Below are 14,534 nucleotides of genomic sequence, written 5' to 3'. Positions count from 1 at the left end.
CTCCAATGAGTCAACGTCTCCAGGGCATAGAAGAATTTGTCGCGGCCGTGGAGGCCGGCAGTTTTGCGCTTGCCGCGCAGCGGCTGCACGTCACGCGCTCGGCGGTGGCCAAGAGCATTGCGCGGCTTGAGGCGCGGCTGGGCACGCGGCTCTTTTTGCGCACCACGCGCAGCCAGAGCCTCACCGAAGAAGGCCACGGCTATTACGAGCGCTGCCGGCGCGCACTGGCCGAGCTCGACGCCGCCGAGGCAATGGCCGATGCCGCGCGCTGCACCGCGACCGGGCTGGTGCGCCTCAGCATGCCCGCGATGCTCGGGCGCCTGAAGGTCGGCCCGCTGCTGCTCGCGCTCGCGCGCCGGCATCCGGGGCTTTCGCTGGAGCTTTCATTCAACGACCGGCGTGTGGACTTGGTCGAGGAGGGTCTCGACCTTGCCATTCGCAGCGGTGGGCTGCCCGATACCGCCGACCTGGTGGCGCGGCCGGTCGGCGTGCAGTGGATGGTGCTGTGCGCCGCGCCCGCCTATCTGGCGGCGCACGAGCGCCCGGCAAGCGTGGCCGAGCTGGCCGCTTCGTCGTCGCACGAGGCGGTGTTCTATGTCCGCGACGGGCAGATCTCGCCCTGGCGCTTTCACGATGCCGAAGGCCGGCTCGTCGAGGTGGTGCTGCCTTCACGGCTGCGCTGCGACAGTGCCGAGGTGCTGCTCGAAGCCGCCATTGGCGGCATGGGCCTGTCGCGGCTGCCGGCCTGGCTGGCCGCCGAAGCGCTGGCCGCGGGAACGCTGGTGCGCGTGTTCGAGGAGCCGCGGCCTTTCGGCTTCGAGCTCAACGTCATCCGTCACAAAAGCCGCTACGTGCCGCACAAGACGCGGGTGGTGATCGACTGGCTCGCGGAACATCTGCCGCCGCTCCTGGCGGCCCGCTGAGCGGCTTTGCCCGCTATCCTGCGGCCTGGTGGCTGCCATTCCACGGGGCCATCCTCGTTGCCATTCCATCCCTCTGCCGGAGAACGCATGCGCTCCTTTGCCATCGGAAACCTCGCGGCCCCTGCCGCCATTGCGGGCGTGCTGGCCTTGTTTTCGGCCGGCGCGGCGGCGCAGGGCACAGTGAATGCGCTCTGCAGCACCGACGCGGGCTGGTGCGAGGCGGCCGCCGCGGCCTTCACACGCGAGACCGGCATCAAGGTGCAGCAGGCGCACAAGGGCACCGGAGAAATCGGCGCCCAGCTGCGCGCCGAAGCGGCCAACCCCAAGACCGACATCTGGTGGGGCGGCACGGGCGATCCGTTTCTGCAGGCGGCCGAGCAAGGCCTGCTCGAAGCCTACCGGCCGGCCTACATCAACGACCTGCACGACTGGGCGGTGCGCCAGTACGCGATGTCGCAGAACATGGTGGGCGGCTTCTACACCAGCGCCATCGGATTCGGCTTCAACACCGACCTGCTCAAGAAAAAGAAGCTGAGCGAGCCCAAGTGCTGGGCCGACCTGGTCAAGCCTGAATACAGGGGCGAGATCGAGATTTCGCACCCCGCGTCGAGCGGCACGGCCTACACCATCATCGCGGGCCTGGTGCAGCAGATGGGCGAGGACGCGGCCTTCGACTACCTGAAGAAGCTGCACCGCAACGTGACCAGCTACACCCGCAGCGGCCAGGCGCAGGCGCCCAACGTGGCCAAGGGCGAGGTGGCCATCGGCGTGAGCTTCATCTTCGGGTTCGAGCGCTGGCGGTACGACAAATTTCCGGTAAAGACGGCCGCACCCTGCGAAGGCACGGGCTACGAGGTGGGCGGCATTGCGCTGGTCAAGGGCGCGCGCAACAAGGAGAATGCCAAGCGCTATTACGACTGGCTCATGAGCCCGGCCGGACAGGCGATTGGGGGGCAGGCCGGCAGCCTGCAGTCGCCGGCCAACAAGACCTTCAAGCCCGACGCGCGCATTCCGTCGATGAGCGACGTGAAGCTCATCAAGTACGACTTCGAGAAATACGGCAAGGCCGCCGAGCGAAAGCGGCTGATCGACCGCTGGACCCGGGAAGTGGAATCCCAGGCCAGGTAAGGCCTGCGCGGGGGCTTCGCGCCGCCGCAAGGAACGGGACCTATTGTTTTTTGGGGCGCCAGCCCCAACTCGCAGAGTTGGCGGGTCGGGCGTGCGGTCAAGGCCGTCCGGCTTAGAATTTTTTGGTTTCGATATTTCTTCTTTCCCATGGCTGATTCTTCCAATACGAAACTACCGTTCCAGGCTGAAGTCGCGCAACTGCTGCATCTCGTCACGCATGCGCTGTACTCCAACAAGGAAATCTTCCTTCGCGAGCTGATCTCGAACGCATCGGACGCCTGCGACAAGCTGCGCTTCGAGGCCATCGACCACCCCGAGCTGTACGAAGACCAGCCCAACCTGGACGTGCGCCTTTCGTTCGACAAGGCCGCGCGCACCATCACCATCACCGACAAGGGCATCGGCCTGTCGCGGCAGGAAGCCATCGACAACCTCGGCACCATCGCAAAAAGTGGTACCAAGGACTTCATGAGCAAGCTCAGCGGCGACCAAAAGGCCGACGCACAGCTCATCGGCCAGTTCGGCGTGGGCTTTTATTCGGGGTTCATCGTGGCCGACAAGATCACGGTCGAATCGCGCCGCGCCGGCCTGCCGCCGGAGCAGGGCGTGCGCTGGGTGAGCGGCGGCGCGGGCGACTTCGAAGTGGCCGACATCACGCGTGCCGAGCGCGGCACCAGCATCACGCTCCACCTGCGCGACGACGCGGACGAATACCTCAACGCCTGGAAGCTCAAGCAGATCGTCGGCAAGTATTCCGACCACATCTCGCTGCCCATCCTCATGGAAAAGGAAGAGTGGAAAGAAGGCGAGAACGACCAGCCCGGCGACATGGTCAAGACGGGCGAATGGGAAACGGTCAACAAGGCCAACGCCCTGTGGAGCCGCAACAAGAAGGACATCACGCCCGAGCAGTACGAAGAGTTCTACAAGGCCATCAGCCACGACTACGAGGCGCCCCTCGCCTGGAGCCACAACCGCGTGGAGGGCAGCACCGAGTACACGCAGCTGCTCTACATCCCCTCGAAGGCTCCGTTCGACCTGTGGAACCGCGAAAAGAGCGCGGGCGTCAAGCTGTACGTGAAGCGTGTCTTCATCATGGACGACGCCGAGGCGCTGCTGCCGAGCTACCTGCGCTTCGTGAAGGGCGTGATCGACTCGTCCGACCTGCCGCTCAACGTGAGCCGTGAGCTGCTGCAGGAAAGCCGCGACGTGAAGGCCATTCGCGAGGGCAGCACCAAGCGCGTGCTGGGCATGCTCGAAGACCTGGCCAAGAAGCAGAAGACCGGGCCGGAAAGCGGCGAGGGCAAGATCGACGTGGGTTCCGGCGAATCGGTGCCCGCGCCCGAGCCGACCGAGGCGGTGACCGACGTGGTCGACAAGAACGCCCCCACCGCGGCCGAAACCGCGGCTGCCGCGGCGGACGAATCGGGCAAGTACGCCAAGTTCTATGCCGAGTTTGGCGCCGTGCTGAAAGAAGGCCTGGGCGAAGACTTCGGCAACCGCGACCGCATTGCCAAACTGCTGCGCTTTGCCTCGACCACGAGCGACACGGTCAGCGTGAGCTTTGCAGACTACAAGGCGCGCATGAAGGACGGCCAGGACGCGATCTACTACATCACGGCCGACACGCTCGCCGCTGCCAAGAACAGCCCGCAGCTCGAGGTCTTCAAGAAGAAGGGCATCGAGGTGCTGCTCATGACCGACCGCGTGGACGAGTGGGCGCTGAACTACCTCACCGAGTTCGACGGCACGCCGCTGCAGAGCGTGGCCAAGGGCGCGGTCGATCTCGGCAAGCTGCAGGACGAGGCCGAGAAGAAGGCCGCCGAGGAAGCCGCCGAAACCTTCAAGCCAATGCTCGAGAAGCTCAAGGAAGCGCTCAAGGACAAGGCCGGGGACGTGCGCGTGACCACGCGCCTGGTCGATTCACCCGCCTGCCTGGTGGTGCAGGACGGCGGCATGAGCACGCAGCTTGCGCGCATGCTCAAGCAGGCCGGCCAGCCCGCGCCCGACCTGAAGCCGGTGCTCGAAGTCAACGCCGAGCACGCGCTGGTGAAGAAGCTCGACGGCTCCGAGCACTTCGACGATCTGGCAAACATTCTTTTCGACCAGGCCCTCCTGGCCGAAGGCGGCCTGCCGGCCGATCCCGCGGCCTACGTGAGGCGCGTGAACGCGCTGCTGGTGTGAACGCCCGGCCGCGCATCGTTCGGGCAGGGGGCGCCGCTTCGGCGGCGGCACTACTGGTCTTGATGAGCGGCTGTTCGCACTACCGCATCGGTATTCCGCTGGTGCCCGGGCTCTCGCTCGGTTTGGGAGCCACGAAGGACGGCAATTTTTCGGTCGGCTTGAACACCGGCTGGGGCCCGCTTGGCGCGGGCGTGGCAGTCAACAACTCGGGCGTGGTGGCCGGTTCCGCCGGCGTGGGTGTGGGCGTCGGCGTGGGGCCTATCGGCACCGGCGTGGGCGTGAGCAAGAGCGTGGTGCTGCACGACCCCAATGCGGGAAAAACGGCGTTTGTACCCGTGGGCGGGGCTGCACCGGTGACCTCGGCGGCTGTTGCATCGGCCGCGCCCGTCACCGTGACCAAGGACGGCGTGACAAAACCCATGCTCGCTCCGGTGCCGCTTCAGCCTCCTGCCACTGCGCGCGTTTCGTATCGCCCGGCCGCCGTGGCGCAAGCCGGCGAGCTTGGCACACCTGCCAATCCGATCGCGCCCTGATTGCAGCAGTTGAGGTGCGGCGCTGGCCGCCTGCGGCCAATGCTGCGCTGAGAGCGCCATTCGCGAGCACCGCCGCTCAGGCGTAAAGCGGCTCCTCGGCCATCTGCTCGCATTGCTCCTGCAGCACGAGGATCTGCCCCTTCCAGTAGTCGCTGGAGCCGAACCACGGAAAATTGATCGGGAAGATCGGGTCTTCCCAGCGGCGCGCAAGCCAGGCGCTGTAGTGAATGAGCCGCAGCGTGCGCAGCGGCTCGATCAGCGCGAGTTCGCGGCGGTCGAATTCGCGGAACTGCTCGTAGCCGTCGAGCAGGCCCGACAGCTGCGAGGTGCGCTGCGCGCGGTCGCCCGAGAGCAGCATCCACAGGTCTTGCACCGCGAACCCGGTGCGCGCGTCGTCCAGGTCGACGAAGTGCGGGCCGCCGCCGGGCCGATCGGTGGGTGTCCACAAGATGTTGCCGGGATGCACGTCGCCGTGCAGGCGCAGCTTGCGGGGCTGGAACTCCGCGGCCGGCGCATTCACCGCGAGGGCGGTGGCACCGATCATGTCCAGCGCCTCGTTGCAGGCCGCTTCCCATTCGCGCTGCACATCGAGCGGCACCTTGTTGTTGGCCAGCAGCCAATCGCGTGAAGCAATGCCGAAGGTCTGCAGGTCGAGCGCGGGGCGCGCCTCGAAGGGTTTGGCGCTGCCCACGGTGTGGATGCGCGCCAGAAAGCGGCCGACCCATTCGAGCACCTCGAAGTCGTCGAGCTCAGGCGCACGGCCGCCGCGGTACGGGCTCACGCTGAAGGCGAAGCCGCCGTGGTGGTGCAGCGTGGTGCCGTCGAAGGCCAGCGGCGGCACGGCGGGCACCTCGCCCGCGGCCAGTTCGAGCGAGAAGGCGTGCTCTTCGAGAATCTCGGCCTCGCTCCAGCGCTCGGGCCGGTAGAACTTGACGACGACCGCACTGCGGTCCTCCAGGTACACCTGGTAGACGCGGTTTTCATAGGAGTTGAGACCGGTCAGCCGGCCGTCGCCGTGCAGGCCGAGCGTCGCGAGCGCGTCGAGCACCACGTCGGGCGTGAGGCTCTCGTAAGGATGGGTGTTGGCGGGCGCTGCGGGGGAAGGGGTCATGCAGCGATTGTCGCTACCCCCGCGCCGGCGCCCTCAGAGCCCGCCGGGTTGTTTGTAAAGCGAAAGGATATGGCCTATGCGCGGGTCGCCCTTGCCGGCCAGCACCTGCGCATAGGCCGCCTGCACGGCCTCGCCGCCGTGGTGGTGCTCGGCGCGCAGCCACGGGTTCTTTGCGTTGCTCACCGTGGCCAGAAAGCTGCGCCAGGCGGACACCATGCGCCGGCCGAACTCGTCCGCACCCCATTCGGCGGTGCGCTTCTTGATTTGCGCAGGCGCAAAGAACAGGGTGGCGCGCGGGCCCGGCAGGTCCTTGCCGGCGCCCTTGGACGAGAGCTGCTCCACATGCGTGCCGCCGATCGAGCAGCTGTATTTGAGGTTGGCAAAACGCGTGTGAATGGCGCTGCGAAGGCCGCCGTTGCCGGCGAAATCCACGTACACGCACGGCGTGTCGGCCGCAATGCTGTCGAGCGCGTCGTACGTCACCACGCGGTCGTAGCAGCCCAGGCTTTCGCAAAAAGCCACGTTGCCGGGCGAGGTGAGGCCGATCACCTCGATACCGTCGCGCTGGTGCAGCTGAAAGGCCGTGCCGTAGGCCGTCTTGCTCGACGCACTCGACAGCAGCATGGTGCCGGCGCCGAAAAAGTCGTTGTCGGCCATGAAGTCGTCGATCAGCCACGAGGTGATGAACAGCGGACGCAGCAGCGCCTGCGCGTCTTCCGTGTCGGCGGTGTAGAGCGGGTCGGCAGTGCAGCGGAAATACTGGTTGTAGACCGCGGGCAGTGACGCGCGATGCGGCGCGCTGTCGGCAAAGCGCTCCGGCGACAGCCGCTCGGGGCTCAGCACCGCGCTGGACGCCATCGGCCAGTAGCCATAGAGCCGCTCGCCCACCGCCACGCCCGGGTGCAGCGACTGCACCACGCTCGCGAAGCCCCATACCGGAATGCTGCCCCAGCCTTCTTCTCCGGACGGGAAGAACTGCCAGTAGCTCATTGCATCGCCGAAGGCGGCATAGGTGATGTTGTTGGACGTGAGCGCAAAGCTGTCGATGCGAACGCGCACCTGGCCGTCGGCCAGCGGCTGGTCGGTGGCGGTGTGCAGCCGCGCGGCGGCGAGCTCGTTCTTGCGGATCAGGAGGCTGGTGGTGCTCATGGGGTCGATCTCCACGGTGCGTTGAAGGGCGTGCGGCCACATTAGCCAAGCTTGGTGAAAGGCGCTATCGCGTTTGCATTTTCCGGGTCGCCCGTGAGACAACGACGGCCATGAAAAAAGCGCCCCGGCTTGTGGCCGGAGCGCTCTTTCTTTTGTCGCTCGGCGGGGATCAGGCGATCGTCAGTTCGACGTCGATGTTGCCGCGGGTGGCGTTCGAGTATGGGCAGACCTGGTGAGCCGTGTCGACCAGCTTCTGCTTTTGCTCTGCGTCCAGGCCGGGCAGCGTGATCGCGAGCTGCACCGAAATGCCGTAGGCCGCGCCGCCGTTCGTCGGGCCGAGGGAAACCTTGGAATCGATGGCCACGTCTTCAGGCACCTTCACGCCGATCTTCGGACCGACGGCCTTCATCGCGCCGATGAAGCAGGCGGCGTAGCCGACCGCGAACAGCTGCTCGGGGTTGGTGCCGGGCTTGCCCGAACCGGGCGAGCTCAGCTTGACGTCGATGGCGCCGTCGCTGGACTTGCCTGCGCCGTCGCGGCCGCCGACGGTGTGGGCTTCAGCGGTGTAGAGAACCTTGTCGAGTTTGGTGGTCATGGTGATTCCTTTGTGGATGAGGGTGGAGGGAACGGGTGAAAAGAGCTTCTTTGGATCGAAGCGGGAAGAAACTTGAAGCGTGCGGTGCCTTTGGCTGGTCAGGCGGCTTTCTTGATGCGGTCGCGCAGGGCCTGGATCTGTTGGGTGAGCGAAACCAGCTCGGGCACGGAGCACTGGGCGGCGGCCATCAGGCACTCTGGCACGTTGGCCGCACGGGTCTTGAGCTTGCGCCCGGCAGCGGTAAGGGTGATGTGCACGCGCCGCTCGTCGGCCACGTCGCGCACCCTGGCCACGTAGCCGTTGGCTTCGAGCCGCTTGAGCAGGGGCGTGAGGGTGCCGGAATCGAGCGAGAGGCGCTCGCCGAGTGCGGAGACGGTGGGGCCGTCTTGCTCCCAGAGGGCGAGCATGACCAGGTATTGGGGGTAGGTGAGCTGCAGCTTTTCCAGGACCGGCTTGTAGAGGCGGGTCATGGCCAACGAGGCGGAGTAGACGGCGAAGCAGAGCTGGTTGTCCAGCTTCAGCATTTCGTCTTTGGCTTGTGGGGAGGGCATGGCGGGAATTGTAGCTCGCAATTAAATTGTGTGCAATGTAGTTGTTTTGGGTTCAGTTTTGGGGGGTGCGTTCCGGGGCCGGGATTCCGCCCGGCGGCGGACTCACTTTCTTTTGCTTCGCCAAAAGAAAGTAAGCAAAGAAAAGGCGACCCCACTGTCTGCGACCCTCCGCTTCGCTGCGGGCAACCTGCGGTGCTCGTGTTTCGCGGGGTCTCGCAGAACTCGCTTCGCTCAGACAGCTGCGAGCCCTGATCCGCGAAACCCTCCGCTCCTCGGCGCATACAGAGGGGCTTGGAAACCGAACGGGCCTTTGCTTCGCTCGGCCACCAGGCCACTGCGGCGCTGCGCGCCGCAGTGGTTGGGAGGAGTTGGGCTGTTGGTATTGGCTGTTGGCTGTTGGGGCCGAGCGAAGCGAAGGCCGCCCGCTCCCACCCCTTCTGTATGCGCCGAGGAGCGCAGATGGAGGCGGGATCAGGGCCGCAGCTGTTTGAGCGCAGCGAGTTCTGCGGACCCCCGCCGGAGTCGAGCACCGCAGGTTGCCCCGTAGCGAAGCGCAGGGGACGCAGACAGTAGGGGTCGCCTTTCTTTGCTTACTTTCTTTGGCGAAGCAAAGAAAGTGAGTCGCCCGCCGGGGCGAGACCCGGCCCCGGGAAAAAAACTAAGCCCTGAACCTCTTCCGAGTAAGCCCCAACGCCACCCAAAACGCAGCAACCGCATAAACAGTCAACACCAACGCATGCCGCCACCACTCCAAAGGCCACTGATCCATAAAAAGAGGCCTCACCAAAGCCACAGCATTCGTCAACGGCAGCCAAGCCGCCACAGCCCTCACAGCAGAAGGCAACTGCTCCAAAGGAAAGAACACCCCGCTCAAGAACATCATCGGCGTCATGAACAGCGTGAAGTAATAGGTAAAAAAGTCGTACCCCTTCGCCAGCGCATTGAAGATCAGCGCAATGGACGAGAAGGTAATCCCCGCGCCCGCCAGCACCAGCCACGCGACAACCAGCTTCGGGCTGTGGCTGATGCCCAGCCCAAGCATCACGAACAGGATCGCGGTCACCGTGAAAATCGACTTGAACGCCGCCCACAGCATCTCGGCCAGCACGATGTCGTCGAGCCCGACAGGGGCGTTCATGATGCCGTCCCAGGTCTTCTGCACATGCATGCGCGAAAAGGCCGAGTACAGCGCCTCGAAGCTCGCGGCGTTCATTGCGCTCATGCAGATCGATCCGCTCGCCAGGAACAGGATGTACGGCACCTTCACGCCGTCTACCGACACCTGCCCCACCAGCGCGCCCATGCCGTAGCCGAAGGCCACGAGCCAGATCAAGGGCTCGGCAATGTTGCCGATGAGGCTTGGTATCGCGAGCTTGCGCCACACGAGCAGGTTGCGCAAAAAGACCGGCCACCAGCGCAGCGAGAGCTCGGGCGCGCGCCATACGGAGCGCGCCGGCGGCGTGGCGCCGGTTGCTGCCGTCGATGTTGTTGTCGTCGTGTTGTTCATCGGTTAGCCCTCCTCGCGAATCTGCCGGCCGGTGAGCTTGAGAAAAAGGTCTTCGAGGTTAGCCGGCCGATGAAAGGTGCGCAGCCGGCCGTGGTGTGTCAGCGCATCGAGCAGCCGCCGCGCATCCTGCGTGTAGAAGAACACGGTCTCGCCGCTCACTTCCACGCGCGCTGCCATGGCCTTGAGTTCGGGTGACTCGGCAAGCGATAGCGCACCGTTGCCGTACACCTCGACCACGTCGGGCTCCAGGTGCTCGGCAATCAGGTCGCGCGGGCGTCCTTCGGCGATCTTGCGGCCATGGTCGAGCACCAGCAGGCGGGAGCACAGTCGCTCGGCCTCGTCCATGAAGTGCGTGGTCAGCAGAATCGACTTGCCCTGCTGCAGCAGCACTTGCAGCCGCTCCCACATCAGGTGGCGGGCCTGCGGATCGAGCCCGGTGGTGGGCTCGTCTAGCAGCAGCAGCCTTGGGTCGTTCACCAGTGCGCGCGCCAGCGAAAGGCGCCGCCGCATCCCGCCAGAAAGCTCTCCGGGCTTTGCGTCGGCCTTGTGCGAAAGCGCCGCAAACTCCAGCAGCTGCGGCACGCGCTCGCGCACCTGCGCCTTGCTGAAGCCGAAGTAGCGGCCGTACACCACCAGGTTCTCGGCGCAGCTGAAGTCGGGGTCGAGTGTGTCGAACTGCGAGACCACGCCAAGCTGCGCCTTGATGGCCAGGGCATCGTGCGGCATCTGCAGACCCAGCGCCGAGATCTCGCCGCCGTCGGGCGCGGTCAGGCCCAGGCACATGCGGATGGTGGTGGTCTTGCCTGCGCCGTTCGGGCCGATCACGCCAAGGCACTCGCCGGGCGCGATCTCGAACGACAGGTCGTCGACGACCGTGGTGCTGCCATAGCGCTTGAGGAGATGGCTGGCGTGGAAGAGGGGGGTGGGAGAGGAAGATTGCACGCCGGCCATTCTGGCCCAGGCAGGTGAAACCTGCCGCCATCGCTTCATCGGATGGACAGCCCCGCCGAGTTCGGAGCAACCGGCGCCGGGCCCTACATCCGCAAACCGCTGAACTCGGTCTTCATCCAGTCGATGAAAGCCCGCGTGCGGGCCGGCAACAGGCGCGCGCTCGGGTAGATCACGCTCACCGGCCGCGGCGGCGGTTCGTAGTCTTCGAGCACCAGCGCCAGCCGCCCTTGCGCCACATACGGCAGCACCTGGTAAGAAAAGAACGTGCCAAAGCCCATGCCCGCCGCACAAGCTTCCACGGCCGGTGCGAGGTGGTTGAACTCCAGGCGGTTGCTTGGCGTCACGCTCACGGTCTTGCCGCCTTCGTGAAACTGCCATTGGGGCGGCGCGTCGATGCGCCCGCGCACGCACGGAGCGCCGGCAAGATCGCGCGGATGCCGCGGCGTGCCGTGCTGCGCGAGAAAGTCGGGGCTTGCGGCCACCACGCGCCGGATGGTGCCGAGCGTCTGTGCTACCAGCGACGAATCCTCCAACGGGCTGATGCGAATGCCGATATCGATGTTTTCTTCGAGCAGGTTCACCGTGCGGTCGTACAGCAGCACGCTGCAGCGCACCTTGTCGTAGCGCTTCATGAAGCGCGTGATGGCGGGCCCCACGTACATGTGGCCGAAGAGCACGGGGGCGGTGATGGTGAGCTGGCCTGCCGGCTCGTGAGCCTCGGCCTTGAGCGCAAGGTCGGCCGCATCGGCCGCATGCAGCACATCGCGTGCACTGGCCAGGTAGTGGCGGCCCTCCTCGGTAAGCGACAGGCGGCGCGTGGTGCGGTGAAAGAGCCGCACGCCCAGGTGCGCTTCGAGTGCGGCCAGCGAGCGCACCACGGCCGGCAACGAGCTGCCCAGCGAGTCGGCGGCACGGGTGAGGCTGCCCTGCTCGGCAATCGCCACGAAGGTCTGCATGGCTTTGAAGCGGTCCATGGCGCAATTATTAAACCGAAAAACGCAGCAGTGAAATCCTCAAAAGGCTATTCATTCATTTATCGGATTAGAAAAGAATGCGAGCATCCCACAGCCACCCGAGGAAATTCCATGAACGCAAGCACAGCCGCCGCCCGCCTTCCCGCACAGCCAATCAAGCTCTACGGCACGCCGATTTCGGGCCACGTGCATCGTGTGCGGCTCTTTCTCTCGATGCTCGAGCTCCCGGTCGAAGTCATCGATCTCGACCTTCGCAAGAAGGCCACGCGCACGCCGGAGTTCCTCGCGCGCAATCCGTTCGGCCAGGTTCCGGTGATCGAGGACGGCGAAATCACGCTGGCCGATTCGAACGCGATCCTGGTGTATCTGAACGAGCGCTATGCGGCCGATCCGGCCCGCTGGATGCCGCGCGACCCGGTCGGCGCGGCGCGCGTGCAACGCTGGTTCTCCGTGGCCGCGGGTCCGCTGGCCTACGGGCCGGCCGCGGCCCGCGTCATGGCACTGTTCGGCCTGCCCGTGGACCCGGCCGAAACGATATCGCGCTCCCACTTGCTGCTGTCGGTCATGGAAACGCACCTGCAGCGCGAGGCTTTCCTCGCAGGCCCGTCGGTCACGCTCGCGGACCTCTCGAACTATGCCTACGTGGCGCATGCGCCCGAGGGCAGCGTGTCGCTCGAACCGTATCCGCAACTGCGCGGGTGGCTCCAACGCATCGAGGCGCTGCCTGGCTTCGTGCCCATGGTGCGCACGCCCATCGGGCTTGCGGCGGCTGCATGATCGCCGCGCCGTTCCACGCCGGCGAGCGCGCGCTGCAAACCCTGGCGGGTTCGCGCGAAGTCATGGCCGCGGCCGGCTCGCGCGTGATTCGCGATTTCATGCCCGACCAGCATCGCGACTTCTTCGCACAACTGCCGTTTCTCATCGTCGGCAGCATGGATGCACAGCTGCAACCCTGGGCCAGCGTGCTGGCGGCACCGCCCGGCTTCTCCCACTCGCCGGACGCGACGCACTTGCGCATCGATGCATTGCCGGCGGCGGACGATCCTCTGGCCGCCCAACTGGTGCAAGGCGCATCGCTCGGCCTGCTGGGCATCCAGCCGCACACGCGGCGGCGCAATCGAATGAACGGCAAGGTCGAGTCAATCGATGCCACCGGCTTCATGGTGGAGGTGCAGCAGAGCTTTGGCAATTGCCCGAAGTACATCCAGGCGCGCGAGCCGTTGTTTGCAGCGGGGCGGGTGGCCGTGCCGGCAGAGCGGCTCGATGGCCTTGACGATGCGGCGCGCGCACTCATCGGGCGTGCCGACACCTTCTTCATCGCGTCTGCGTTTCCGCAGCATGCGGCAGGCGGCGATGAAGCCGATCCGGCGGCGCAGGGGGTCGACGTGTCGCATCGCGGCGGGCTGCCGGGCTTCGTCCGGGTCGGTGAAGACGGCGTGCTCACCGTTCCCGACTTCACCGGCAACCGCTTCTTCAATACGCTGGGCAACCTGTCGGTCCACCCGCGCGCGGGGCTGCTGTTCATCGATTTCGAAAACGGCGACCTGCTGCACCTGACGGCCACCGCGGAGATCGTGTGGGACGGCCCGGAGGTTGCAGCCTTCGAAGGCGCCGAGCGGCTGCTGCGGCTGCGGGTCGGGCAGGTGCTGCGGCGTCGGGGTGCGCTGCCGCTGCGGTGGGGCGGCGCCGAACTGTCGCCGCACCTGGCCCGCACGGGCCGCTGGGTGGGCTGAGAGCCGTCCGTCACCGGCGGCTCGAAAGGGCCGCTGGCTTCAGTCGAAGACCGGAATGCGCGCGTTGGCCGAAGGCCTATATTGCCAACCGCGCTCGCGCAGTGCATCCAGGTCCGGGCTTCGCGCAAGCAGCGCCTCAAGCCCGGCGGCGGCGAGCGTGCAGGCCAGTGCCTGGCCGGGGCAGGCGTGGACCCCATGTCCGAAGCCGAACATCCGCCGCTGTGCGCGAACGGGCATGAAGCGGTCGGGCTCGGCATTGGCTGCCGGATCGCGGTTGGCCGACGCCAGCACCAGCAGCACTGCATCGCCTGGTGCCAGCGATACGCCCGCGATGGTGACGGGCTGCGCCACGAAGCGCCGTGTGTTCTGCACCGAGGGATCGTGCCGCGCCGTCTCCTCGACGATGGCATGCAGCCCATCGCGTGTGTGCGCAGCAGCGCGCAGCGCGGGCTCCCGCAGCAGGGCGACAAGGCTGTTGCCCAAGAGGCCGGCCGTTGCGTCGCAGGTCTGCGACAGCAGCCCGACCAGGTTGGCGAGCAAGGCGCGCGAGAGCGGAGCTCCCACCGCGCTGTTCGCAAGCACGGCCGCAAGCAGCGTGCCGTGGCGCGGCGCCGTGCCCGCGGCCAAGGCCTCGAAGCGCGTCATCAGCGCGTTGGCTGCGCTGCCGGCGCGCTGCAATTGCGCCTCGGTCGACAGCGGCGAGAGGCACGCGACAAAGTCACGCATCCACAGCTCGACCTGCGGCAACGCCTCGGGCGCAAAGCCGAGCAGGTGGGCGACGGCCTGGATGGGCATGGCAAACAAGCTGTCCGACAGCGATTGCTCCGGCACCTGCCGTGCGACCTGCAGCGCCGCGGCATGCGCGGCGCCAAGATCCAGCCCGCCCAGCGCGCGCTGCAAAGCCGGCTTGTGTGCGGCGTGCGCCGGACCGTCGTTCATCCGCACCAGATGGCCGAACACCTCGCCCGCCGGGCTGCCGGCAATCACGCGCGGCACCGGTTCTGCAACCGGGCGCACCCGCAAGGCGCCTGGTGAAAGCAGCAGTGCTTCGATGACTTCGGCGCGGCTCGCAACCCACAGGCGAAGGCTTTCGTTCCATGCAAGCGGCGGCCCAGCCCGCAGGGTTTCGTAGAAGGGATAGGGGTCGGCGTGCGTGACAGCCGCCACCGGGTCGGCGGGCATGACTGAGGGAGAA

Annotated in this window: 14 protein-coding genes; 6 read left to right on the top strand and 8 right to left on the bottom strand. The window is 66.4% G+C overall.

Annotated elements, in window-relative coordinates; all coding sequences use genetic code 11:
- The first annotated feature begins 5 nt into the window (after window positions 1-5).
- The 4 genes from GOQ09_RS24440 to GOQ09_RS24425 all read left to right on the top strand — a co-directional run bounded on the left by GOQ09_RS24440 (window position 6) and on the right by GOQ09_RS24425 (window position 4,768).
- The gene (locus GOQ09_RS24440) at window positions 6-923 is read left to right on the top strand and encodes a LysR family transcriptional regulator (protein ID WP_157616256.1); all 918 of its coding nucleotides are present in this window, start codon (window positions 6-8) and stop codon (window positions 921-923) included.
- A gap of 87 nt (window positions 924-1,010) precedes the next feature.
- Entirely contained in the window at window positions 1,011-2,051 is a 1,041-nt protein-coding gene (locus GOQ09_RS24435) for an ABC transporter substrate-binding protein (protein WP_157616255.1), read from the top strand.
- Window positions 2,052-2,198: 147 nt separating this feature from the next.
- Complete coding sequence (gene htpG / locus GOQ09_RS24430) at window positions 2,199-4,235, top strand: molecular chaperone HtpG (protein ID WP_157616254.1); 2,037 nt, start codon at window positions 2,199-2,201, stop codon at window positions 4,233-4,235.
- Window positions 4,236-4,297: 62 nt separating this feature from the next.
- A complete protein-coding gene (locus GOQ09_RS24425; RefSeq protein ID WP_242630934.1) occupies window positions 4,298-4,768 on the top strand; it encodes a hypothetical protein in 471 nt (156 codons plus the stop codon).
- Between the two features lie 76 nt (window positions 4,769-4,844).
- Here the strand turns inward: GOQ09_RS24425 and GOQ09_RS24420 are convergent, their stop codons facing one another.
- From GOQ09_RS24420 to GOQ09_RS24390, 7 genes are all read right to left on the bottom strand, one after another.
- Window positions 4,845-5,879, bottom strand: a complete 1,035-nt coding sequence (locus GOQ09_RS24420) for a serine/threonine protein kinase (RefSeq protein ID WP_157616252.1) — start codon at window positions 5,877-5,879, stop codon at window positions 4,845-4,847.
- A gap of 33 nt (window positions 5,880-5,912) precedes the next feature.
- Entirely contained in the window at window positions 5,913-7,028 is a 1,116-nt protein-coding gene (locus tag GOQ09_RS24415) for a DUF2855 family protein (RefSeq protein ID WP_207309899.1), read from the bottom strand.
- A 169-nt stretch (window positions 7,029-7,197) separates the two neighbouring features.
- Window positions 7,198-7,623, bottom strand: coding sequence for an organic hydroperoxide resistance protein (locus GOQ09_RS24410; protein WP_126750043.1), 426 nt, complete (start codon window positions 7,621-7,623; stop codon window positions 7,198-7,200).
- 98 nt (window positions 7,624-7,721) lie between these two features.
- Window positions 7,722-8,174 (bottom strand): MarR family winged helix-turn-helix transcriptional regulator, encoded by a 453-nt coding sequence (locus GOQ09_RS24405; RefSeq protein ID WP_157616250.1) that lies wholly within the window; start codon window positions 8,172-8,174, stop codon window positions 7,722-7,724.
- Between the two features lie 658 nt (window positions 8,175-8,832).
- A complete protein-coding gene (locus GOQ09_RS24400; protein WP_157616249.1) occupies window positions 8,833-9,681 on the bottom strand; it encodes an ABC transporter permease in 849 nt (282 codons plus the stop codon).
- 3 nt (window positions 9,682-9,684) lie between these two features.
- On the bottom strand, window positions 9,685-10,632 hold the full coding sequence (locus GOQ09_RS24395) for an ATP-binding cassette domain-containing protein (protein WP_157616248.1): 948 nt from the start codon (window positions 10,630-10,632) through the stop codon (window positions 9,685-9,687).
- Between the two features lie 83 nt (window positions 10,633-10,715).
- Window positions 10,716-11,606 carry a LysR family transcriptional regulator gene (locus GOQ09_RS24390; protein WP_157616247.1) on the bottom strand — a complete coding sequence of 297 codons (891 nt, stop codon included), beginning with the start codon at window positions 11,604-11,606 and terminating at the stop codon, window positions 10,716-10,718.
- Between the two features lie 111 nt (window positions 11,607-11,717).
- Here GOQ09_RS24390 and GOQ09_RS24385 point away from each other — a divergent pair, with 111 nt between their 5' ends.
- Both GOQ09_RS24385 and GOQ09_RS24380 read left to right on the top strand, forming a co-directional pair.
- A complete protein-coding gene (locus GOQ09_RS24385) occupies window positions 11,718-12,383 on the top strand; it encodes a glutathione S-transferase family protein (RefSeq protein ID WP_157616246.1) in 666 nt (221 codons plus the stop codon).
- Window positions 12,380-13,339: a pyridoxamine 5'-phosphate oxidase family protein gene (locus GOQ09_RS24380; protein ID WP_157616245.1), complete on the top strand. Its 960-nt coding sequence runs from the start codon at window positions 12,380-12,382 to the stop codon at window positions 13,337-13,339. The genes GOQ09_RS24385 and GOQ09_RS24380 overlap by 4 nt, the downstream gene beginning before the upstream one ends.
- A 39-nt stretch (window positions 13,340-13,378) precedes the next feature.
- On the opposite strand, the gene GOQ09_RS24375 is transcribed toward GOQ09_RS24380, so the two are convergent.
- A complete protein-coding gene (locus GOQ09_RS24375) occupies window positions 13,379-14,521 on the bottom strand; it encodes a cytochrome P450 (RefSeq protein WP_157616244.1) in 1,143 nt (380 codons plus the stop codon).
- Window positions 14,522-14,534 lie beyond the last annotated feature (13 nt).

The organism is Variovorax paradoxus, from assembly GCF_009755665.1.
Classification (GTDB): domain Bacteria; phylum Pseudomonadota; class Gammaproteobacteria; order Burkholderiales; family Burkholderiaceae_C; genus Variovorax; species Variovorax paradoxus_G.
Note: the sequence above shows the minus strand (reverse complement) of the source record. Positions and strands in the feature narration are given on the sequence as shown.

Coding starts and splice junctions, on each gene's coding strand:
- GOQ09_RS24435 (WP_157616255.1), top strand. CDS start 1,011: ATGCGCTCCTTTGCCATCGGAAACCTCGCGGCCCCTGCCGCCATTGCG.
- GOQ09_RS24395 (WP_157616248.1), bottom strand. CDS start 10,632: ATGGCCGGCGTGCAATCTTCCTCTCCCACCCCCCTCTTCCACGCCAGC.
- GOQ09_RS24380 (WP_157616245.1), top strand. CDS start 12,380: ATGATCGCCGCGCCGTTCCACGCCGGCGAGCGCGCGCTGCAAACCCTG.
- GOQ09_RS24390 (WP_157616247.1), bottom strand. CDS start 11,606: ATGGACCGCTTCAAAGCCATGCAGACCTTCGTGGCGATTGCCGAGCAG.
- GOQ09_RS24415 (WP_207309899.1), bottom strand. CDS start 7,028: ATGAGCACCACCAGCCTCCTGATCCGCAAGAACGAGCTCGCCGCCGCG.
- GOQ09_RS24410 (WP_126750043.1), bottom strand. CDS start 7,623: ATGACCACCAAACTCGACAAGGTTCTCTACACCGCTGAAGCCCACACC.
- htpG (WP_157616254.1), top strand. CDS start 2,199: ATGGCTGATTCTTCCAATACGAAACTACCGTTCCAGGCTGAAGTCGCG.
- GOQ09_RS24405 (WP_157616250.1), bottom strand. CDS start 8,174: ATGCCCTCCCCACAAGCCAAAGACGAAATGCTGAAGCTGGACAACCAG.
- GOQ09_RS24400 (WP_157616249.1), bottom strand. CDS start 9,681: ATGAACAACACGACGACAACAACATCGACGGCAGCAACCGGCGCCACG.
- GOQ09_RS24425 (WP_242630934.1), top strand. CDS start 4,298: ATGAGCGGCTGTTCGCACTACCGCATCGGTATTCCGCTGGTGCCCGGG.
- GOQ09_RS24375 (WP_157616244.1), bottom strand. CDS start 14,521: ATGCCCGCCGACCCGGTGGCGGCTGTCACGCACGCCGACCCCTATCCC.
- GOQ09_RS24420 (WP_157616252.1), bottom strand. CDS start 5,879: ATGACCCCTTCCCCCGCAGCGCCCGCCAACACCCATCCTTACGAGAGC.
- GOQ09_RS24385 (WP_157616246.1), top strand. CDS start 11,718: ATGAACGCAAGCACAGCCGCCGCCCGCCTTCCCGCACAGCCAATCAAG.
- GOQ09_RS24440 (WP_157616256.1), top strand. CDS start 6: ATGAGTCAACGTCTCCAGGGCATAGAAGAATTTGTCGCGGCCGTGGAG.